The 22165-nt window shown below is 44.2% G+C and carries 17 protein-coding genes; 3 read left to right on the top strand and 14 right to left on the bottom strand.

The window, feature by feature from the left end; all coding sequences use genetic code 11:
- Nucleotides 1-8 precede the first annotated feature (8 nt).
- From selA to ACESTK_RS07855, 3 genes are read right to left on the bottom strand one after another with little or no spacing between them, the layout of a single operon-like run.
- Complete coding sequence (gene selA / locus ACESTK_RS07865; protein WP_195991722.1) at nucleotides 9-1589, bottom strand: L-seryl-tRNA(Sec) selenium transferase; 1581 nt, start codon at nucleotides 1587-1589, stop codon at nucleotides 9-11.
- Nucleotides 1582-3447 (bottom strand): ABC-F family ATP-binding cassette domain-containing protein, encoded by a 1866-nt coding sequence (locus ACESTK_RS07860; protein WP_195590701.1) that lies wholly within the window; start codon nucleotides 3445-3447, stop codon nucleotides 1582-1584. Before ACESTK_RS07860 ends, selA begins: the two co-directional genes overlap by 8 nt.
- A gap of 60 nt (nucleotides 3448-3507) precedes the next feature.
- Nucleotides 3508-4869, bottom strand: a complete 1362-nt coding sequence (locus tag ACESTK_RS07855) for an MATE family efflux transporter (RefSeq protein ID WP_195991721.1) — start codon at nucleotides 4867-4869, stop codon at nucleotides 3508-3510.
- 355 nt (nucleotides 4870-5224) lie between these two features.
- On the opposite strand from ACESTK_RS07855, the gene ACESTK_RS07850 reads away from it, so the two are divergent.
- Nucleotides 5225-7162 carry a glycoside hydrolase family 2 protein gene (locus ACESTK_RS07850; protein WP_373119398.1) on the top strand — a complete coding sequence of 646 codons (1938 nt, stop codon included), beginning with the start codon at nucleotides 5225-5227 and terminating at the stop codon, nucleotides 7160-7162.
- Between the two features lie 175 nt (nucleotides 7163-7337).
- On the opposite strand, the gene ACESTK_RS07845 is transcribed toward ACESTK_RS07850, so the two are convergent.
- A complete protein-coding gene (locus tag ACESTK_RS07845) occupies nucleotides 7338-7961 on the bottom strand; it encodes a hypothetical protein (RefSeq protein ID WP_373119397.1) in 624 nt (207 codons plus the stop codon).
- Between the two features lie 223 nt (nucleotides 7962-8184).
- Here ACESTK_RS07845 and ACESTK_RS07840 point away from each other — a divergent pair, with 223 nt between their 5' ends.
- A complete protein-coding gene (locus ACESTK_RS07840) occupies nucleotides 8185-8889 on the top strand; it encodes a LytR/AlgR family response regulator transcription factor (protein WP_373119395.1) in 705 nt (234 codons plus the stop codon).
- A 73-nt stretch (nucleotides 8890-8962) separates the two neighbouring features.
- Here ACESTK_RS07840 and ACESTK_RS07835 read toward each other — a convergent pair whose 3' ends face one another.
- The 7 genes from ACESTK_RS07835 to pta form a co-directional block, all read right to left on the bottom strand.
- Entirely contained in the window at nucleotides 8963-10912 is a 1950-nt protein-coding gene (locus tag ACESTK_RS07835; RefSeq protein ID WP_373119393.1) for a GHKL domain-containing protein, read from the bottom strand.
- Nucleotides 10890-12971: a hypothetical protein gene (locus tag ACESTK_RS07830; RefSeq protein ID WP_195983039.1), complete on the bottom strand. Its 2082-nt coding sequence runs from the start codon at nucleotides 12969-12971 to the stop codon at nucleotides 10890-10892. The genes ACESTK_RS07835 and ACESTK_RS07830 overlap by 23 nt, the downstream gene beginning before the upstream one ends.
- Before the next feature lie 184 nt (nucleotides 12972-13155).
- The gene (locus ACESTK_RS07825; protein ID WP_373119391.1) at nucleotides 13156-14043 is read right to left on the bottom strand and encodes an alpha/beta hydrolase; all 888 of its coding nucleotides are present in this window, start codon (nucleotides 14041-14043) and stop codon (nucleotides 13156-13158) included.
- Nucleotides 14044-14178: 135 nt separating this feature from the next.
- Entirely contained in the window at nucleotides 14179-14361 is a 183-nt protein-coding gene (gene rpmF, locus ACESTK_RS07820; RefSeq protein ID WP_077610953.1) for a 50S ribosomal protein L32, read from the bottom strand.
- A 5-nt stretch (nucleotides 14362-14366) separates the two neighbouring features.
- Nucleotides 14367-14894 carry a DUF177 domain-containing protein gene (locus ACESTK_RS07815; RefSeq protein ID WP_195699749.1) on the bottom strand — a complete coding sequence of 176 codons (528 nt, stop codon included), beginning with the start codon at nucleotides 14892-14894 and terminating at the stop codon, nucleotides 14367-14369.
- A 283-nt stretch (nucleotides 14895-15177) separates the two neighbouring features.
- Entirely contained in the window at nucleotides 15178-16368 is a 1191-nt protein-coding gene (locus ACESTK_RS07810) for an acetate/propionate family kinase (protein ID WP_118580050.1), read from the bottom strand.
- A 124-nt stretch (nucleotides 16369-16492) separates the two neighbouring features.
- Entirely contained in the window at nucleotides 16493-17497 is a 1005-nt protein-coding gene (pta, locus tag ACESTK_RS07805) for a phosphate acetyltransferase (RefSeq protein WP_117853900.1), read from the bottom strand.
- Between the two features lie 165 nt (nucleotides 17498-17662).
- On the opposite strand from pta, the gene ACESTK_RS07800 reads away from it, so the two are divergent.
- Nucleotides 17663-18976 carry a nucleotidyltransferase family protein gene (locus ACESTK_RS07800; protein WP_373119389.1) on the top strand — a complete coding sequence of 438 codons (1314 nt, stop codon included), beginning with the start codon at nucleotides 17663-17665 and terminating at the stop codon, nucleotides 18974-18976.
- A 76-nt stretch (nucleotides 18977-19052) separates the two neighbouring features.
- Here the strand turns inward: ACESTK_RS07800 and ACESTK_RS07795 are convergent, their stop codons facing one another.
- From ACESTK_RS07795 to ACESTK_RS07785, 3 genes are read right to left on the bottom strand one after another with little or no spacing between them, the layout of a single operon-like run.
- Nucleotides 19053-19844, bottom strand: coding sequence for an ABC transporter ATP-binding protein (locus tag ACESTK_RS07795; protein ID WP_373119387.1), 792 nt, complete (start codon nucleotides 19842-19844; stop codon nucleotides 19053-19055).
- Between the two features lie 3 nt (nucleotides 19845-19847).
- On the bottom strand, nucleotides 19848-20780 hold the full coding sequence (locus ACESTK_RS07790; RefSeq protein WP_118580039.1) for an ABC transporter permease: 933 nt from the start codon (nucleotides 20778-20780) through the stop codon (nucleotides 19848-19850).
- A 16-nt stretch (nucleotides 20781-20796) separates the two neighbouring features.
- Complete coding sequence (locus tag ACESTK_RS07785; protein WP_173718134.1) at nucleotides 20797-21822, bottom strand: ABC transporter substrate-binding protein; 1026 nt, start codon at nucleotides 21820-21822, stop codon at nucleotides 20797-20799.
- Nucleotides 21823-22165 lie beyond the last annotated feature (343 nt).

Here is a 22165-nt window from a genome sequence, read left to right as displayed (position 1 = left end):
TTCAAAGATCATTGAGGGTTTTTCTTGTACAGATCATATTTCAATTCTTTTCTGAGAATCTCCAATTCTTCGCCAGTCCTTATGGTTCTCATTTCCAGATAGACCCAGTCGTCTACAATATGACCAATAACCGGAGTATCCATTTTCCGTAAGCAGTCACTGATTTCCTGCGCGGAAAGGCCCTTTCCATTCAGGCTTCTTATCTGCAATGCAGCTCCAGGCAGTGTTTTTCCAGGTGTAGTACCACCGCCAACAGGATTTCGTGTAGAGGTTACTGCAAATTCATATTCAGAAGCATCGGCCAACAGTTCACCCATAAGCCATAATGCATTCCGCTTAAGTTCTTCTGCACTTCGACTCATCATATCATAAACCGGAATCTCTTTCTCCAGCTGACTCTCATCCAGATAAATACTTACTGTCTTATCCAGCGCGGCAGCTGTAAACTTATCGATTCGCAGTGCCCGCATGAGAGGATGCCTGGAAATCTTTTCGATCAAATCTTTACGTCCTGCCAGTATTCCTGCCTGTGGTCCGCCCAGAAGTTTATCTCCACTAAAAGATACAATATCTGCACCTTTCTTCAAAAGCTCCTGTACGGTCTTTTCAGGCTCGATTCCATAAAAGGCAATGTCCACAAGGCTCCCACTTCCAAAGTCCACCAAAAGGGGAATTCCGCGGTTATGTGCCGCTTCTGCAAGCTCTACAAACTCTGCTTCATGGGTAAAACCGGTAATCTGATAGTTGCTGGTGTGCACTTTCAGAAAGGCAGCGGTATTCTCTGTCACTGCATTTTCGTAATCCTCCAGATAAGTCCGGTTGGTAGTCCCCACTTCCACAAGCATCGTTCCACTCTGACTGCATACATCCGGAATCCGGAACTTCCCGCCAATCTCCACAAGCTCTCCTCGGGAAACTACGGTTTCCCCTCCGGAGGCCAGCGCTGTCAGCATGAGCAGCACTGCTGCCGCGTTGTTATTCACTGCAATGGCAGCCTCAGCCCCTGTCAGCTTGCAGAGATTTTCAGCAAAATGATCATATCTGCTTCCCCTCTTCCCATCTTCCAGATTCAATTCCAGATTGGTATATCCGGTCATCAAAGGTACAAGCTCAGACACAAGTCTGTCCCCTAAAGGCGCTCTTCCCAGATTTGTGTGGAGGATCACACCGGTAGCATTGATCACCCGCTGCATCTGCCTCTGGCTTCTGTGCGCAAGCAGTCTCTTCATTTCCTGCAAAACATACTCTGTATAATCTAATGTTGTCTCAGGCAAAGCCTTCAGATCAGACAGCTTTACCGGTAAGCCATCCTTCTGTCCTGATAGTCCGGATGTATCCAGGAACACAGCTGGCTTTTCTTCCACCAAAATCTGCTGACGCATGGCATCCCGCAGCTGCTCTTCCACCTTTCTGGCAGCCTCCAGCACTGCACGATACCCATACTGTTCCGTCAGTTCTTTCGTCAGTTCCCTTCCCATAAGCCTGTCAATTTTTGGTAGTCTGCGAAATAATTCCTTTCTCCTGTTCAGAAAGCTTTCCTCTTCTTTATGGGCTTTCGAAGCATGCAGCTTCCTGTCACCTTTATCCATTATTTTTCTGTGCCTCAATCTGCTCCGCCAGATCATTCAGATACACCCAGCGATCCATTTTCTCTTCCAGCTGCTTCTCCGCCGCCTCTTTATCTGCCATGATCTCACGAAGCTTCACGGAATTGGTGGCATTTGCCATCATATCATTCTCCAGCCTGGCAATTTTCTCTTCAAGTCTGGCTATATCCTCATCAATAACAGCATATTCCCGTTCTTCTTTATAAGTAAATTTCAGTTTTTCAGACTTCTGTCCCTGCTTCCAGTCTTTTCTGGTAGGTTTTTTCCCTTCATCCTCTGTACTGTTATTTCCGGAAGCCGCTTTATCTGACAAACTGCTGCCGGCCCCGGCACCAATTTCACTGCTTCCAGCCCCGTATTTCCGCGCTTTTGCTTCTGCATAATCTGTATAACCACCCTCATACTGGGTCAGTTTTCCATTCCCTTCAAAGGCAAAAATGCGGTCCACCACGTCATCCAAGAAATAACGGTCGTGGGATACCGTGATCACAATTCCGGAAAATGTAGAAAGATAATCTTCAAGAATGGTCAGTGTAGGAATGTCCAGATCATTACTTGGCTCATCCAGAAGAAGTACATTTGGCGCCTCCATCAGTACCTTCAGGAGATACAGACGCCTCTTCTCTCCTCCTGACAGCTTGGCTACCGGTGTATACTGCATTGCAGAATCAAAAAGAAAACGCTCCAGCATCATAGATGCGCTGATCTTTCCATCACGGGTAGGAATAAACTCTGCCACATCACGGATATAATCAATCACCCGCTGGTTTCCATCCATGTCCGGCACTTCCTGGGCAAAGTAACCGATCCTGATCGTCTCCCCGATCTCCACGGTACCGGAATCCGGTTCCACCATTCCATCAATAATACGGATCAAAGTAGATTTTCCGCATCCATTTGGTCCGATAATTCCAAGTCTCTGGTTTCTCAGCACAATATAGTCAAAATCATCCAGAATCACCTTATCGCCATAGCTTTTGGAAATGTGATGAAGCTCTACTGTCTTTTTCCCCATTCTGGTCTCCACAGAGTCCATCTGCACATCTGTCTCCTGAACAGGCGCCTTGCCATTTTTTAACGCTTCCAGACGCTCCAGACGGGCGCGCTGCTTGGTGCTTCTTGCACGGCAGCCACGCTTCGCCCATTCCAGCTCCATACGGAGAATGCTCTGTCTCTTCCTCTCGGAAGCCAGTTCCATCTCTTCTCTTTGTGCTTTTAATTCCAGAAATCCTGAATAATTGGCATCATAGGAATATACTTTTCCATGACTGATTTCCAGAATTTTATTGGTAACTTTGTCAAGGAAATAACGGTCATGCGTAACCATGATCACAACGCCTTTAAACCGGTTCAGGTAATCCTCCAGCCAGGTTACCATCTCATTATCCAGATGGTTGGTAGGCTCATCCAGAATCAGCACATCAGAAGGGTTTACCAGAGTTCTGGCCAGAGCTACACGCTTCTTCTGTCCACCAGAAAGCTGCTCCACAGGGACATCATGTTCTGTAATCCCCAGCTTATTCAAAATATTTCTGGCCTCGCTTTCTGTGCTCCAGTCCTTCTGCCATTTCCCATCAGCCACATAGTCCTGTACAATGGCACCTTTTGGAAAATCTGGCATCTGAGGCAGATAGGTGATACGAAGGCCATTCTGGGAAATCACCTGTCCCTCATCTGTCTCCTCTTCCCCTGCAATGATTTTCAGCAGAGTACTTTTTCCAGTTCCATTGATTCCAATGATTCCGATTTTATCCCCATCATGGATTCCATAGGAAATATCATCAAAAATCTTTTTATCTCCAAAAATCTTGCTTACATGTTCAATGTTCAGTACATTCATAAAAACCATAACTCCTTTTTCACCATCCACGGGCATTTATTTCAGTATTTTCCGCCTCTGTCAGTTTCTTTTTTTCTCAAAACCATGGATCCAGTCTGATTTCAGATAAAAAATCAAAAACAGAATGGAGCTTAATGACCAGGTCAGCGGATACGCCCAGAATACAGTCTGGATCACCGGATGCAGCTTCACAGCGATGGTTATATAAGTCACACGGATCACGCACCAGCAGCCCAACATAACAAACATGGGCACCGTAGCTCTTCCCGCTCCACGCATAAGTCCTGCAATGCAATGGGAAAAGGCAAGCAGAAAATAGAACAGAGTAATGATATGTGCTTCTTTCACTCCAAAAGCAATCACTTTCGGATCATTGTTAAAAGCGGCAATAAATACCGGACTTGCAAAATACACAATAATTCCCACGATCTCTGCCATCGAAATACTGCAGAGGATACCAATACGGGCTCCTTTTTTTGCCCTGTCATATTTCTTTGCGCCCAGATTCTGACTGATAAATGTGGTCAGTCCCATAGAAAAACAGGTAATAGGCAGAAAACCAAATCCCTCAACCTTGGAATATGCCCCGCATCCAGCAACAGCCAGCTTGCCGAAGCTGTTGATATTAGACTGCACTACCACATTTGCAATGGCGATCACGGAATTCTGGATGCCAGCAGGAAGACCGTTGGATACGATCTGTTTCAGCATATAGGAGTCCAGGCGAACATCCCTAAGGGAAACCGTATACTCCTCCGGGCTTTTTTTCATCAGACGGTGCAGGCACAAAAATGCACTCATAAACTGGGAAATGATAGTGGCAAGAGCTGCGCCCTCCACACCCATTCCAAGTCCGCCTACAAAAACCATATCCAGAGCTACATTCAAAAGCGATGAAAAAATCAGGTAATACAATGGATGACGGCTGTCTCCCACTGCCTGCATAATGCCTACAAAATTGTTATAAAGAACCAGACCCAAGGATCCCATGGCATATACCTGGAAATACAGGGTGGATTTCGGCAAAATATCTGCCGGTGTTTTCATAAGGATCAGAATCTTCGGTGCAAGCACAACACCGCCAGCTGTAAGAAGTATACCGCACAGAATACCAAAAGCCACCGTGGTATGAATCGCCCTGTGAAGCTCCTTCTTCTGCCTTGCGCCAAAATATCTCGCTATGATAACGCCTGCTCCCATAGCAAGACCCTGAAAAAATCCTACCAACAGAAATGTAAGACTGCCGGATGAGCTTACCGCAGCCAATGCATCACTTCCCAGAAAGTTTCCCACGATCAGAGAATCTGCTGTATTGTACAGTTGCTGGAACAAGTTTCCCAGAAAAAGCGGGAACGCAAATCCCATCAGTTTCTTCCAGATAGACCCCTCTGTCAGCAGATTTTTGTTTTGTGAATTATTCATCTTTTTCCCCTCCATCAATCCTTTTTATCCTAACATACCGCACCTGCTTTTTCAATCGTAAGTTGCGATATGCTGTCCACTCCACCCCCTGCAAGCGTGTTTCTCTTCGCTCCATTCATAGCAACACGTTTCGCGTTACACAAAACTCATGCATCCGCAAGATTTCACGCTCAGATTCTCGTTTTTCTGTGAACTTTGTTCGCAAAAACACCTCGCGGAACATTACCAGTGAACAGTAATGTTGCGGAACGGGTTTTCACAAATCCAATTGCAAACGTCCATATTTCGTGTATAATAAGACATATCATTATAATTATTTTTTCATACTTTTCGTAAATTTAAGGAGGACATATATTTGAAAAATCTGGAAACCATTTGGAGCAAAGCGGCTGCCCGGGGACAGACTCTGAAAGAATATCCTCGTCCGGATATGGTACGCCGTCACTGGATCAATCTGAACGGCATGTGGGACTATCTGATTACTGACAGCCGCATTCTTCCATGGCAATTTTACGAAAGCGAATATTTCCCCTTTGACGGACAGATTTTGGTGCCCTTTTCACCTGAAGCGCCTCTTTCCCAGGTAAAGCGCCAGCTTTTGCCTGATGAAACCTTATGGTATTCCCGTACCATCCAGTTGCCAGAGAACTGCCTGAATACAGAAAGTCAGCGGCTTCTTCTGCATTTTGGAGCTGTAGATCAGATCTGCAGTGTGTACATTAACAGAAAGTTCGTCACCTATCACAAGGGCGGCTACCTTCCATTTACCACAGATATTACAGACTTTATTACAGAAGATCTCACAGTCTCTATCCTAATAAGTGTCCATGACTTCAGTGACACCTCCTATCATGCCAGAGGCAAACAGCAGCTGAAACGCGGCGGTATGTTCTATACTGCCCAGAGCGGGATATGGCAGACTGTATGGATGGAGATCGTACCGAACGAATACATAAGAGATGTGCGTGTTACCCCGGATTGGGACAATAGTCTGGTCCGGATGCGAATCCGCGTATCCTCCGCATCCTCGGCCGAAAATGCATCTCCCGCCCATATAAGTCCCACGGCAGCGGATCAGACAGATTCTCAGGGAACTGTTTTGGCTTTTTCACCTGACAGGCAGAATTCATCCAATGTGATCTGTAAAGTTTATCCACCTGTTTTTCTCGAAGCAGACGGACTTAACGATACATTATGCCAGGATGAAATAACTACCGCCGCAATCCGTCCCGGAAAAGGAGCCACCCTCTCCATCCCGGAAAATATGCAGAAGTCCTGGACTCCCAAAGAGCCATGGCTTTACCCCTATTCCCTGGAATATGGCAAAGACCGGGTTCTTGGATATTTCGCACTCCGCAAATGTGACGTACAGATAGCTGACGATAACTATCCACGCTTTTTCCTGAACAATCAGCCATATTTTCAGAGCGGCGTGCTGGATCAAGGCTACTGGCCCGACGGGCTTTATACAGCACCTTCAGATGAAGCTCTCATCTACGATATTCGTGCAATGAAAGATCTTGGTTTTAATATGCTCCGCAAGCATGGCAAGATTGAAACAGACCGCTGGTATTTCCACTGTGACCGCATGGGAATGCTGGTATGGCAGGATATGCCTAACGGCGGTTCTTCCTACCATCACTGGTTTGTCACCTATCTGGCTACATTATTAAACTGGATGCGCATTCCGGTAAAAGACCTCCACGCCCGCCTGCTCTCTCGCACAGATGAATTCGGCCGCCAGGAATACATTGACGATATCCGGGATATGGTCAGGACACTGTATAATCATCCTTCCATTGTCACATGGGTACCATTTAACGAAGGATGGGGACAATTTTCCACAAAAAAAGTTACAGATTTTATTCACCGGCTGGATCCTTCCCGCCTGGTAGATTCTGCCAGCGGATGGTTTGATCAGGGCTGTGGTGATATTAACAGTCTCCATTATTATTTTCTGGGACTTCCAGTACCAGAATCAGACCGCGTACTTGCTTTATCTGAATTTGGAGGCTACTCTCTTCGCCTTCCAGAGCACAGTGCCTGCAAAAATATTTACGGATATAAGAAATTTACCACCAATGAGGCGCTTACCGACGGCTTCTCCAGATTGATGGAAAACATAATTGTACCCTCTGTAAAAAAAGGATACTCTGCAACTGTTTTCACGCAGCTTTCTGATATTGAAGAAGAAACCAACGGACTGATCACTTACGATCGTAAAAAGATTAAAATGAATCCGTTGATTGTACAGAAATGGAATACGAAGCTGAAGAAATCTTTACACAACTAACTGTTAAACGCATATTTATCTGACGAAACAAAAAAACAGAAGCCTTGCAGTCTTTTTCCATATACTGCATAGCTTCTGTTTTGTTTTCTTAAGCGCCAGCTTCAGAATTTATTTCCAGCTGACATTTACGTTTCGCATTTAAATTAGTTATTACTGCTGATTCCATTTACAGCAATTAGTTTGCTGCTTCCTCGTCAGCTGCCGCATCGGTCTCAGCCTCTGCATCTTCCACATTGTCTTCTGTCTTGATCAGAGAAACGAAAAGTGTCTCAGCGATAGGCTGAACATCATCAGATTTCGGTCCGATCTGAACATTGTACATCATTCCCTCAGCATCCTCCAGGAAAGCGATTCCGTATGTACTTTCAGTCTCGAAGGAAACCGCATAGAGTCCGTTAATGCAAACCTTCTCAACATCTTCATACTCTGTAGCCAGCTCATCAGCCATGGAATACAGATCATACTCTGTTCCAACATCTGTAGCGGTCACTACCATGTTCACGCCTTCTTCAGAATCCGGATCCTGTGCCTGGAACATAACACCGTCTGCAGCATCTTCATCTGAAATTTCCAGAACATCCCAGTTACTTGGTACATAGAGATCGAAGCCCGGCTCAAAAGATAACCATGTTCCTTCATATGCAGCTTCATCAAGCATGTCCATTGTTAATTCTGTAATCTCATCATCTGCAGTCTCAGTATCTTCTGCTGCATCTGCCTCAGCCCATACAGGAGCAGAAGATCCGGTTACCATTGCTGCGGTACATAACATAGCCATAACTTTTTTCCAGTTTTTCATTTTTCTACCTCACTTTTATCATATTTTGTGATATTATATAGAGGATCTAAAAAGTTTATAATACTTTCTAACGCCTCATCACCTTGAGGTTACTATATCCGATTTATTTTGAAAAAACAATATACATGGGATGAAATGACACTTTCAGTGATATTTTGATGTTACTGTTCACAGCAACATTTTGATTTACTGCAGGTTTTCATTCTTTTGGAGGATTTCAGCATTGAACATTGCAATAATTGATGATGTGCAGCAGGATCTTGATGCACTTGCAGAAGCTGCCCGGGAACATTATGACCAAAGACAGATATCTATCCAATTACATACCTTCTCTTCACCTGAAGACTTCTGGAACAGCTATTCTCCCGGCAGTTATGACCTGATTTTTCTTGATATCTACATAAAGCAGGCCAATGGTATGGACCTGGCCGCCCAGCTTCGGGAAAAAGACGACTCCTGTGCTCTTATTTTTGTTACCAGCAGCGATGCTTTTGCGGTTGCCAGTTACGACGTGCAGGCAGCTTATTATCTTCTGAAGCCTCTTGATACAAACAAGCTCACAAAGGTATTGGACTCCATTCAGATCAAGCGTGCACAGGATACACGATATATAGAGGTGATCTGCGACCGTACCCTTCTGCGTGTTCCTGTAAAAACCATTTTATATGCAGACACCTTTCACAATGCTGTCCAGCTTCACACAGACGCAGGAGTTCTGCGCACATACCTGACTTTCCAGAAATTCGAGGAACTGATTCACGATCTCCCCTGTTTTCTCTCCTGCTACCGCGGCTGTCTTGTGAATATGGACCGCATTCATAAAACCCTGGAGGAGGGCTTTCTTCTGGACAACCAGGAAACCGTCCAGATCCGTAAACGGGGAGCTAACGCAATCAAGAAGGAATATCTGAATTATCTTTTCTCGTAATACAAAAGTCTGCACAACTGGTTGCGCAGACTTTTATATGTGGAAGAAAGACCCGGCAAAATTTCTCAGCCTGTCAGCCGGCTTTGTCCGAAAGCCGTAAATCCATATCTTCCAGTGGAATAAACACATTCGCCCGGAATACACCGTTTCTGGCAGAAAAGTCGGCATATCCACCATATTTCTCTGCTGTTTTGGAAACAGAAGCAATTCCAATTCCCTGCCCGCTGTGACTTGTGGAATAAAAAGCTGCCCCATTTCTCTGCACTTCTCCTGCATAGGTGTTTTCAATATTGATCAGAAGTTTTCCCATTTTTACTTTGCAGATGCAATTTACATAAGCCTCATCCGCGTTCTCTTCTTTTTGCACTGCTCTCACTGCATTTTCCATCAGATTACCAAAAATCCTGCAGATATCCAGATCAGAAATTTTCATTTTCTCTGGAACCTCTACTGAATATCTGTACTTTATACCTTTTTGCTCCAGCTGTGACGCATAGTAATGTAAGATTGCATCCACAGACATGTTCTTGCAATAGCATACTGGTGTCTGCATTTTTTCGGTGCTCTCCTGTGCGAACTGATGAAAATACGCTTTCAGTTCTTCATAATGTTCCTGTTCCAGCAGAATGGAAGCAGTACGGATATACTGTCTGAAGTCATGTCTTGTACGGCTTGCCTCTTCCAGTGCATCAGTTAACTTCTGATAATGCTCCTTTTGCATAAGCAGACGCAATTCCATCTGTCTGGACTGTTCTTCATAGATCAGCCGCATCCGATAGCCTTCTGTCAGTTCTCTCCAGAGAAACATTCCAAATATACCTGTCAAAATGATGCCGCCCCATTCCGGAAACCAGCCGCCAATAATCGGATCATACAAAGACCATATGCGGTCTGCTGCCAGAGATACTGCGTAAATGACGGTTCCTGCAAGAAGAGAAATGCCCTGCATCCCTTCCGTATAGAAAAACGCAGTTAAAACAAGGCATACAGCGGTAAACCATTTCAGCACCTCTGTTGCCGCTGAAATACCATAAGAAAGAGCTGCGGTCTCCATTCCCCCTGCAAAAATCCCTGCAAGTGTAACCACAAGACCTGCCACAGCTGTAGCAAGAACCCCCCATACCATCCACTTATACTTTTGCCCGGTGATCTCATATTCCAGCAAAAGCATTGCCGGAAAAGCGAGAAAATAGAACAGCATTTCAACAGAGAACCAGGGCTGTACTCTTAGCGCCAGGTATGTATGCAGAAGGGGATAGCAGGTATACCCGAGCACACAAAGGCATACTCCTGCAAAAAGTACATTTGCCCTGCTTCTGGTTTTAAAAAATGCCCATACGGAAAACGCCAGAACCAGAATGATCAAGGTAAATACAGAGGAATTGATAAACACCGAAATTCCCCTTATGGTGTTTATTTTTAAAGGATTTCCAAAAACAGGTACACTCTGGATTCCCGGCGAAGCAGAGCTTTTATCTGTCACTGCAATCAGAATTTCTAATGAAGTATTGGCCTTGAAGGTAAACATTCTGTTCTGAGTCCGTTCCACATAATGATCCGGGTCCGGATTTCCCATCTGTCCGACCAGAACACCATCCACATACAAATTATATGCTGAAAAAATTTCCGGCAGATACAAACCATATGTATGCTGCTCAGCGGGAAGCATGATTTTTAACCGGTATGTACCACTTCCATACGGACTTCTCCCACTGTTTCCAAGTTCCATTCCACCATATTCCCCAATAGAAATATAACGAAAATAATATTTATCCAGATCATCCTCCGGCGTAAGAAGTGCATCCGGATAATATTCCCATTCTCTGGACAAATAATAGACAGGAAAGCTCTCATAGGAGCCATCTGCATACAAAAGTCCGTGTATGGCTTTTTCCTCTCTTGTCATATATTTGTTATTTGAACAATACAACACGTAAAAAAACATAAAGGATAGAATCATGGTTATGATTACAGTTCCCCACAGCAGCTTCCTTCCTTTTTTATTTGCTTTGTTCTCCTTCACCCCGTTCCCCCTTTCGGAGCTTTTTGCCGCGTCTCATTGGTATATTCCATAACAATATTAACAAAATTACAATTATTATAACAATTGAAGCCGTTTTTTTATGTTGACTGTTAAGATTCTCATCTGAATTCGCTTTCTGGTTTTTGACATCTTCCGAAAGAAGTTCCTCAACCTGTTCTGACAGCTTTTCTTCCCCTGAGTCCGCCGCATTTTCCAGACTGTCTCCTTCCGGATCATCCTCTTCTGTGTTTCCACCATTCTCTGTCTGATTTTGTGGTTGCTCTTCCACTGTATAATCTCCGGTTTTATCAATGGGAATCACCGCAGCGTTCTGTGCATCATTTACCGAACCTGTATAGGAGTTACCGTCTTCGTCTGTCAGCATAGTCTGAGAGTCACGGTTCGCATACGGAATCTCCACGGTAGCTCCTGGAATATCTGTAACAGCTTCTCCGTTTTTGGAAATTTTTACAGAAACATCACTTCCCACCCAGGAAATGTCTGTTTCAATCTGATCCTCCGCTTTTATATTCCAGCCTTTTACCACTTCCACAGGAACCCTGACCAGCACTCCGTCTCCTTCAAAAGGAATCAGCTTTACACCATTCTTCATAAGATCCAGCAGCCTGTTTCCTACAAGGATGGCGGAAGTATCCGTTACCCGCTCCGCTTCATCGTCAATATCCGGAAGCTCTTTGCCATCCCTGTCTGCATAATTGCGCTTGTACCAGTGCTCATTAGAAATCAGCTCCTCACCATACACAAAAGTATATACCCCGGTACTTCCACCTGGATAGGTTACGTAAATTCCATATTCCCAGCCAGCTTTAAGAACACTTTTTTTCAGATACAGACCCTTTCTGTCAAAATAGAAATTACTTTTGCTTATTTCTTTATCTCCCTTATTTTCCTGCAGATATACCTGCAGATTGTCCAGCTGTTCATCTGTAAAACGGTCTAATATCATAGGAAAAAACAGAGTATCCACGCCAACCACACAGCACGTCTGTACTTCCGGCTGATCCGGGCGCTGAACGGTAATATAAGCAGACGCCCCCGGAACAGTAAGCTCCTGATCCACCGTGCAGCCTTCTGGAGCTGCAAAAGTTCCCGTCACTTTATAAACGCCAGGAGCATTCACATCAACCTGACTGAAATCCCATACCGAAGGCATGATAACAGCCGGATGGGCCGCAGTATCCTCATATTCTTCACAGGTGCTCCCAAGAATATAAAAAGTCTCCTCCAGCTCGGTCCGTACTTCTGCCAGACTCTGCCCCGCCCGCACCGCATATACCATACAGCGCTGCAGGCTTTTTTCGTCTATATCCTCACAAGAACGGATAACAGTATCTTTTGGTACTGTCCCACCAATCGTTCCAGGCTGATAACTGAGTATCTCCAGGCTTCCATCTGACTGATAGCGGTATTTAAGATTTCTGGTTTTCCCTTCATTATAAATAACTGTCAGTGTATATATATTTTCAGCTATCATACTCTGGCAGGAAAGATACATCCCATCGGTATCCGCAAATCCATATCCTTCCTCGCTTACATTTACCCAGTCCTCTCCTTCTTTTTGAAGCCATATTTCCATTATATCTGGATTCTGCTCTGTGATCCATGGAAAATAGTAAATACCTGCTGAAATCATTCGGGAATACACCTGAATCTCCGGCTGTCCCGGATTCTGTACAGAAATCCATGCTGTCCATTCCGGAAGACCGACATTGCTTGTATATCCTTCCGGAAGTCTCACTGTCCCTGTAATCTTATAGGCTCCCACAGTCTGAATATCAATTCCGGAATAGTCCCAGATTGCATCCAGATAAAGCTCTTCCCCATCTTCTGTATATGCAATGCAGCTCATGCTATTATAAATTTCCTGCAGTTTCTGCAGGCTTCCGCCTTTCAAAACTGCTCCGGCAGGTATGTAGAAAATTCTGGAAAAATCCCTTATTATATTTTCTGCTGCCCTTACTTCCTGCCCGCTTTTCCAGGCAAATATGCAAAGCAAAAAGAAAAAAACACTTATCAGACCTTTTAACCTTTTTTTCATTGATTTTCTCCCTTGTCCCAAGCATATAAGATTTTATCGTATAATACAAGAAACCTGTGGCGAACCGCAGGTTTCCGTGAAAAATGGGTGTTACTGTTTACTTTATCACAACAACAAGAGCGTGTTTGAAACAGGCTCTAACTTTGCATTGTACCGTAATATGTTTTACATGAATGTCCTACTATCAGAAACAAAACTCCCTGAAAAAATCACATTCTGCATCATTGCACTGGGCAGCATCAATTGTTTTTACATCGCAGTGGAACACGTGACCAAGTTTATTAACCTTATCTCCAAACACACGATATACAAAGGGCACATTATTCTCCATCAGTTTCTGGACTAATGCAGGTGCCTGTGCTTTCTGATGATCTGCCACGGAAGTCATGCAAAATACAGGAGGATAAACATCTGTAATGCCGTTCAGCACATCAATGCTCTCCAGTTCTTCCTCTGTACCACCTTCCGGAAGAAGTTCCTTCATGATCAGTGTCGTCATATTGTCTGACCCTTCCCTTTGGATCCTGTACACACCGCAATTTAAAGCAATTGCAGTAAGGGCAAACCCCTCTGGTACAGCAAAATCATATTTGGCAGCATATGCCGGATTCGTGCAGATTGCTGCATAAAGTCCCAGAAGATGAGCTCCTGCAGAATCTCCTACCGCAAAAATACGTTCTGTATCAAAATGGAATCTTCCTGCACGCTTCATCACCCACTTGCATACCAGATTTACATCTTCTAACTGTGCTGGAAATTTGCTCTCAGGAGCCAGACGATATGTAAAGTTTACAACTGCAAATCCTCGCTGTGCAAGACTCATACAATAGTACTGGTACCTTTCTTTGTCTCCATACATCCAGGCTCCTCCATGAACGCTGATAATGACCGGAAGGTCTTCTCCCTGTGCCTGCTTCGGTCTGTATACATCCAGCCTCTGCATTTCCCTGTCATCATGTCCATATACAATATTATCCCAACGTTCGATATCTTCCGGGGTATTCATAAGAGCATCGCGCTCATCATCTGCCTTTTCAAATTCTGATCTGATCTTATCACTTAATTCAGACATTGTAGTTCCTCCAGGTAATGTATTTTCTGTGAATATTATAAATGAATTATATAGAAAAAACAACAGGAAAGAATCCTGCTTGCTGCATAAAAAAAGAACACCCAATCAACTCAGGTGTTCTTTAAAGATTCGCTATTAGTCTTCAACTTTAACGATCTCTTTTTTGTTATAGCTTCCGCAAGCCTTGCAAACTCTGTGTGGCATCATAAGTGCGCCGCATTTGCTGCATTTTACAAGGTTCGGAGCGCTCATTTTCCAGTTTGCTCTTCTCTTATCGCGTCTTGCTTTGGAAGATTTATTCTTTGGGCAGATGGACATTTCGGTTACACCTCCTTAAATTTACTGAATATATCACTGATAGCTGCCATACGGGGATCCTTAGGCTCCTCGGCACATCCGCAGGGACCATCATTCAGATTCTTTCCGCATCTGCTGCAAATCCCTTTGCAGTCTTCTTTACATAAGACTTTCAAAGGCCAGCTCATCAGTACCTCAAGATAGACCAAACGGTCCACATCCAGGTCATAGCCGGTGAGATAGCTGCTCTCATCCAGATCATTCACACGTTCTTCATCCGTAAGCTTCATGTCAAGTTTCCTCTTGAATTCAAAAGGAATCCTGGTCCTAACCTCTTCCAGACATCTGTCACATGGAATTCCAACAGTCATAAGACCGCTTCCCTCCAGTTCCAGAACTCTGTCTCCGGTATTCGTAATCGTAAGCTCTACAGGTTCCTTCGCCAGTACTGGAAAGGTTCCCTGCTGGAAGGTGATGGTATCCATCTCAAAAGCAACACTGTAGTGCTGGCTCTTACCCTCGCTGGATGAAATGTCTGATAAATGTATCTGCATAATCGTCTCCCTATTCACACTTAATCAATTATACATACCCTGTCATTATTTGTCAACTTGAATTTTCCCTTATATACAATAAATTTTCAAAAAAATTACAAAAGCTGACGAAATTTCAGGTGGAATATAAAATCAATTTCCTGTTGCATATAAAATCCTGCCAGAGCGTATGATTCTCTGGCAGGATTTATGCATTTTTACAAAGTAATGCAGTATTACCGCAAAGCAGCCTGCCTCTCAGCAACTGACTTTGCCCATGTACTGCTGATCACACTGCAGCTAATTATTTTACAAGTGCTACCGTATCACGGCAGATTGCAAGCTCCTCGTTAGTCGGAATAACTGCAACCTTTACCTTGGAGTCAGCACCGGAAATAACAACTTCCTCGCCCATAGCCTCATTAGCCTTAGCATCAATTGTAACACCAAGGAATCCAAGATAAGAGCAGACTTTCTCACGAATCATGCCAACATTCTCGCCGATACCAGCTGTAAACACGATTGCATCAACACCGTTCATAGCAGCTACATATCCACCTACATATTTCGCAATGCCATAGCAGAGAACTTCGATTGCATTCTTAGCATCCTCGTTGCCCTCAGCGGCTGCGGCTCTAAGGTCACGCATATCACTGGAAACACCGGACATACCCTGAAGACCGGATTTCTTATTGAGAACATTCATAACACCTGCAAGATCCAGATTCTCTTTCTTTGCAATGTACTCAACGATAGCCGGATCAATGCTTCCGGAACGTGTACCCATTACAACGCCTTCAAGAGGAGTAAGACCCATTGTGGTATCTACACATTTGCCATTCTGAACAGCGCTGATGGAGGAACCGTTTCCAAGGTGGCAAACGATAACTTTAGAGTTGTCTTTGTCAAGACCAAGGAACTCAACAGCACGTTTGGATACAAAGCTGTGGGAAGTTCCGTGGAAACCGTATCTTCTTACCTTGTAGTTCTTGTAGTATTCAATTGGAAGTCCGTACAGATAAGCTTTTGCAGGCATTGTCTGATGGAAAGCAGTATCAAATACACCTACCTGAGGTACATTTGGCATAAGCTCGGAGCATACACGGATACCGATCAGGTTAGCCGGATTGTGAAGTGGTGCAAGGTCATTGCACTCTTCTACTGCTTTGATCATCTCATCTGTAATGATTGCAGAAGAAGCAAATTTCTCGCCGCCATGTACGATACGATGACCAATTGCATTAACCTCTGCAAGACTCTTGATCGCACCTGTTTTCTCATTGGTAAGAGCTTCCAGAACCATCTGGATTGCTTCTTTATGAGTCGGCATGGAAGCTTCTGTGATCTCTTTGTCGTTTCCGGCTTTCTGATATACCAGTCTTCCGTCAATTCCGATTCTCTCGCAAAGTCCCTTTGCAAGAACTGCCTCTGTGTCAGAATCGATCAGCTGGTATTTTAAAGAAGAACTACCGCAGTTAATTACCAATACATTCATTTTTTTACTCTCCTGTTTACATGATTATGTATTACCCGATGCCGGACATTTTATTCTTGGCATCTCTTCAAGGACATGTGCCCTTAATCACAATACGATTCAGCCTTTGGAAACTAATCTGAAATTAGTCCTGAGCCTGGCACTGTACGGATGTGATAGCTACAACACCAACGATATCGTCAGCGGAGCATCCACGGGACAGGTCATTTACAGGTTTTGCGATACCCTGGGTGATAGGTCCGTAAGCTTCTGCTTTTGCAAGACGCTGAGCCAGCTTGTATCCGATGTTTCCTGCATCAAGGTCTGGGAAGATAAGAACGTTAGCCTTACCTGCAACCGGGCTTCCCGGAGCTTTAGAAGCACCTACGCTTGGAACGATAGCCGCATCCAGCTGGAACTCTCCGTCAAGTGCAAGGTCCGGATTCTGCTCTTTCGCAATCTTGGTAGCCTCAACAACTTTATCAACATCTGCATGTTTCGCACTTCCCTTTGTAGAATGGGAAAGCATAGCTACTACAGGCTCTTCCTGTACAAGAAGCTTGAAAGATTCAGCAGAAGAAGCTGCGATTGCTGCAAGCTCTTCTGGATTCGGGTTCTGGTTCAGACCGGAATCACCAAATACAAAGGCTCCGTTAGCGCCATACTCGCAATCTGGAACAATGATCAGGAAGAATGCGGAAACAAGTTTGGTACCTGGTTTTGTCTTCAGGATCTGAAGGCATGGTCTTAAAGTATCAGCTGTGGAGTGGCAGGCTCCGGAAACCATTCCGTCTGCGTCGCCCATCTTAACCATCATAACACCATAATACAGATACTGGTTCAGAAGAATCTCCTTAGCCTGCTCTGGTGTCATACCTTTCTTCTGTCTTAACTCTACTAATTTGTCAATATATCCCTGAGTTTTCTCAGATGTTGCAGGATCTACGATCTGTGCACCGGAAATGTCGAAGCCGCCTTCAGCTGCGCTCTTCTTAACTGCCTCCTCATTACCTACAAGTACAAGCTTAGCAATTCCTTCTTTTAAAATCTTGTCTGCTGCTTCAAGAGTTCTCATGTCCTCTGTCTCTGGCAGTACGATTGTCTTAATGCTGGATTTTGCTCTTTCTTTGATTACATCAATAAATCCCATGATTAAATGGCTCCTTTCATTTGTTACAGTAATCCTCTGGGAACTGGCATAAGTATCCATTCCCCATTCAGTAACTTAACTTCATTATACGCCACCCCGCCTTGTATTTCAAGCTTTTCAATGTTAGAATATGGAAGAACAACGTATTTTTTGAGGTGCAATTTTATGAAAACAGCCGGAATTATTGCAGAATATAATCCATTCCATACAGGACATGAATATCAGATAAACTATATAAAAGAAAAACTAAGGACAGACTATATAGTTATCGCCATGAGTGGTGATTTCGTACAAAGAGGGACCCCTGCTCTTTTTTCCAAATATGTACGTGCAGAAATGGCTCTTCAAAGCGGCGCAGACCTAGTTCTGGAGCTGCCGGTTTCCATTTCTTCTGCCAGTGCAGAGTTATTTGCCAGAGGAGGCGTACAGCTTCTGGATGGACTTGGGGTTACAGATATACTTTGTTTCGGAAGTGAATGCGGTGATACGGATGCGCTTATGGAGCTGGCCAAAATCCTGGCAAATGAGCCGGAAGATTTTCAGACCGCCCTTCGCCGGAATCTGAAAAACGGAATGACTTTTCCAAAGGCCAGAAGCATGGCTCTCTCTGCAGTTTTTCCCGAATCAGAAAAATACCAGCAATTGCTCTCTTCCCCCAATAATATTCTGGGAATTGAATACTGTAAAGCTATTCTACGGGAAAACAGCTCTATTTCACCGGTTTCCATTAAGCGGGAAGGAAATGATTATCACGAAAATACTCTGTCTGAAAATCACTTTCCTTCTGCTTCTGCTATTCGAAATGCTATTTTGGATTTCAATGCTCCACCCATAAGGGATTCGTCCGATATCGAGCATTCCCACTGCTTTTTATCTGAATTATCAGAAACCTCAATACAGAATTTTGCGTTTCTTGCTGATATGGCAAAAAAATTTTTACCAGCAAATTCCCTGGAACTATTTTTACAGGCAATTTCCGGAAATCGTTTTCTTCTGGAAAACGATCTGGACACGCTTTATCGTTACTGTCTTCTTCAGGAAACAGAAGAAAGCCTGTGCACATACCTGGACATGTCCCACGCTCTTGCCAGAAGGATTCTCTCCTGCCGGGATCAGTATGAAACCTTTTCCCAGTTTGCCAGCCTTCTGAAAACCAAAGAGATCACACAAGCCAGGATCCAGAGAGCACTGCTTCACATGCTTCTTCATATTCAGAGTGTGCCAGCGCAGATTCCCTACGCCCGGGTTCTGGGATTTCGAAAAAACAGTTCTGCGCTTCTGGGCAAAATAAAAAAATGTGGCAGCATTCCCCTGCTTACCAAACTGCCGGATGCTTCCGCAGTGCTTGAAAACGCACCGCAAGCTATGGATTTACTAAATAAAACAACTTTCGCATCCAATCTTTACGAAAGCATTCTGGCACAAAAAAACAGCGCTTCTTATGTTCATGAGTACAGACAACAGATTATTATTGTATAATATTCTCAACCGCATAAAGAGCCCCGGCTACTGCAGTTCCGTGCAATAGCCAGGGCTCACTTTTATCCATTTCGTCTTACTCATTAGAAAGAAGAATGCGGTCATTATCCAGTTTCTTTCCTGCTCCAACTTTAAACTTGTCAAGCAGCCCTTCCACAGTAAGACCTTTTTTCTCCTCTTCCTTGATATCCAGAACAATATCACCGGAATCCATCATCAGAATACGATTTCCAAGTTCCAGTGCAGACTGCATATTGTGGGTGATCATCAGACAGGTCAGATGATGTTCTTTCACGATCCTGCTGGTCAGGTTCAGCACCTTCTCGGCTGTTCCCGGATCAAGAGCTGCTGTATGCTCATCCAGAAGAAGCAGCTTCGGTGGATTCATAGTTGCCATCAAAAGAGTAAGTGCCTGTCTCTGACCTCCTGAAAGAAGTCCAACCGGATGGTTCATGCGGTCTTCAAGGCCAATATCCAGAAGTGCAAGCTGTTCACGAAAACGCTGTTTATCACTTTTGGAAATACGGGAAAGCCAGCCTCCCTGACCTGCAGCAAGCGCAAGGTTCTCCAGAATCGTCATTCCAGGAGCAGTTCCCCGCATCGGATCCTGATACAGTCTTCCAATATTTTTTGCTCTGGCATGCTGTGGCAGAAATGTAATATCCTCTCCATCCAGAACAACAGATCCGGAATCTGTGAGAAAATCTCCACAGATGGCATTAAACATAGTAGATTTACCAGCTCCGTTGGAACCGATAATTGTTGCAAAATCGCCTTTTTCAAGATGCAGAGACAGATCTCTGATTGCCACTTTTTCATTTACTGTTCCCGGATTAAAGGTTTTGGAAATATGTGAAAGCTTTAACATGGATCAGATTCCTCCCTTCTTGTGCGTCATTCTTCTTTTCAGCTGCGGCCACTGTCGTTTCAGATAAGGGCCGGAAATTGCCAGAATAACAATCACAGAAGATACCAGTTTCAGCATAAACGCTGGCATATTAAATCTTAAAGCCACCGTATAAACCAGTCGGAAAACAAAAGAACCCAATACCATTCCCACAGCTCTTACAAAAATTCCGCCTTTTCCAAGAATTGTTCCTCCGATCAGAAGGGATGCAAGCGCAATGGTAACCATTCCCTGACCGATGTTAATGTCCACAGATTTCTGGGACTGGGAAAGAAGGCATCCGGACAGTGCTGTAAAAGAGTTTGCAATACAAAGTCCGATAATCGTTGTAAATACCGGGTTGATAGACGACGACTTCACCATATCTGCATTATTTCCTGTAGCACGGATTGCAAGGCCAAGTCGTGTCTTTAAAAATACCACCAGAAAAGCAACCACTGCTGCTACCGCGATCAGCGCAACAATTATATCTGTTCTTCCCTTCAGAGGGGTATCTGCCAGAACATCCTTCATCATGGAAAACACCGTATCTGTACGGTTCATGTTGATCAGGGAAGAGCCTCCCATCACTGCTATGTTAATCGAATACAATCCTGTATTCACAATAATTCCCGCAAGCAGACTGTCTACTCCCATTTTTGTCTGCAAAAATCCGGTTACAAAACCAGAACAGATTCCGGCAAGCATTGCTGCTATTATTGATAAAAAAGGATGTCCGCTGACCGCCACGGCGGCTCCTACAGCGGCTCCTAATGTAAAGCAGCCGTCTGTAGAAAGGTCGCAGACATTCAGCATGGAATAACTTAAAAACAATGCAAGGACAGTCAGGGAACAGATCAGTCCAAGTTTCAGGGCAGTTTCTCCTAAGGAGAGTGCAGTAGCCAGTGTCACAATCATTTCCTCCGGTTAATCGTTAATTTGCTTCCAGTTCGTCAAAGCTCTCTGCTGTCACGATCTCATTTACCTGTGTACAGAGCGGCTCCATAGCAGCTTTGACAGTTTCAAAATCAAGACCGAGAGCTTCGCATGTTTCTGTGTTTACAGTAGCAGTACCATTATCAAAGGTTTCTACAGGAGTGGTTGCCGGATCAGCACCATTCAGAAGAATATCGGCAACCATATCTGCTGTTTTTGCTCCAAGATTTGCGTAATCAACACCATACCCTGCGAAAGCACCATTTAACGCAAAGGAATCAGCTCCTGTGTAATGCGGAATTCCTGCATCAATAAATTTCTCATAAATGGAAAGCTCTGCTGTCATAATGGTATTATCAGTTGGGGTAAACACTGCGTCAACACCATCTGCAACCAGTGCATCTGCTGCAAGCTGAACTTCATCAGTAGTGGTTCCGGTACGCTCAACATATTCGATTCCGTTCTCATCCATGTAAGCTTTTGCTGCCTCGATGGCTGCTGTAGAGGAATCCTGTCCGATATCATATAAAAGTCCGATCTTCTTGGTATCCGGATTAACAGCTTCGATCAGTTTCATAATGGAAGCGGTATCCAGATAATCGCTTGTTCCGGTAAGGTTTGCGCCAGGTGCCTCCAGGGATTCTACAAGACCTGCACCAACCGGATCCGATACTGCGGAAAATACAACCGGCGTGTCGGTTCCTTCTGTGCTTGCCTGCATACGCATAGCTACCGGTGTTGCAACACCAACCATAAGGTCTACACCGTCTGCCTGGAAATCAGAAATAATCTGCTCCATAACATTGGCATCTGCATTACAGTTGTCATAGGAAATATCGAAGTTTACACCCTTCTCATCGCCGATTTCTTTCAGGCGGCTTTCCAGATTGTCTACAATCTGGTTCAGAGATGCGTCATCTACATAATTGCAGATACCAATCTTGTAGTCCTCTGCAAGAACAGGTGTTGCCATCATCATAGTTGCCATTGTTGCTGCTGCGATTGCGATCATTCTTTTTTTCATAGTGTTTTTCCTCTCTCTCTTAAAATTGGCGGGAGCATGTTAAAAAAGGCTTTCCGCATAATATGTGTCACACTTTACGGAAATGATTTTCAAACAGGCTCCAGAAGATAACTAAGCCGATCTTCTACATCTTGTCTGCGAGAAAGAATGAGTGGTAAAATGGATATCAAAAAACCGTCTTCAAAAAACAACATTCCCTGTTGTTCTTTGAGACGGTAATAAAATCTTATTATCGCGGTGCCACTCAAATTGACAAATCGTCCACTTTCTCATGTACAAACATACACTCCTGATTGATAACGGGTTCGGTTCCCGTCGGCGCCTACTCTCCTGAAATATAATT

Origin of the sequence: Ruminococcus sp. Marseille-P328 (genome assembly GCF_964249465.1) — a bacterium.
Lineage (GTDB): Bacteria > Bacillota > Clostridia > Lachnospirales > Lachnospiraceae > Blautia_A > Blautia_A faecis.
Note: the sequence above shows the minus strand (reverse complement) of the source record. Positions and strands in the feature narration are given on the sequence as shown.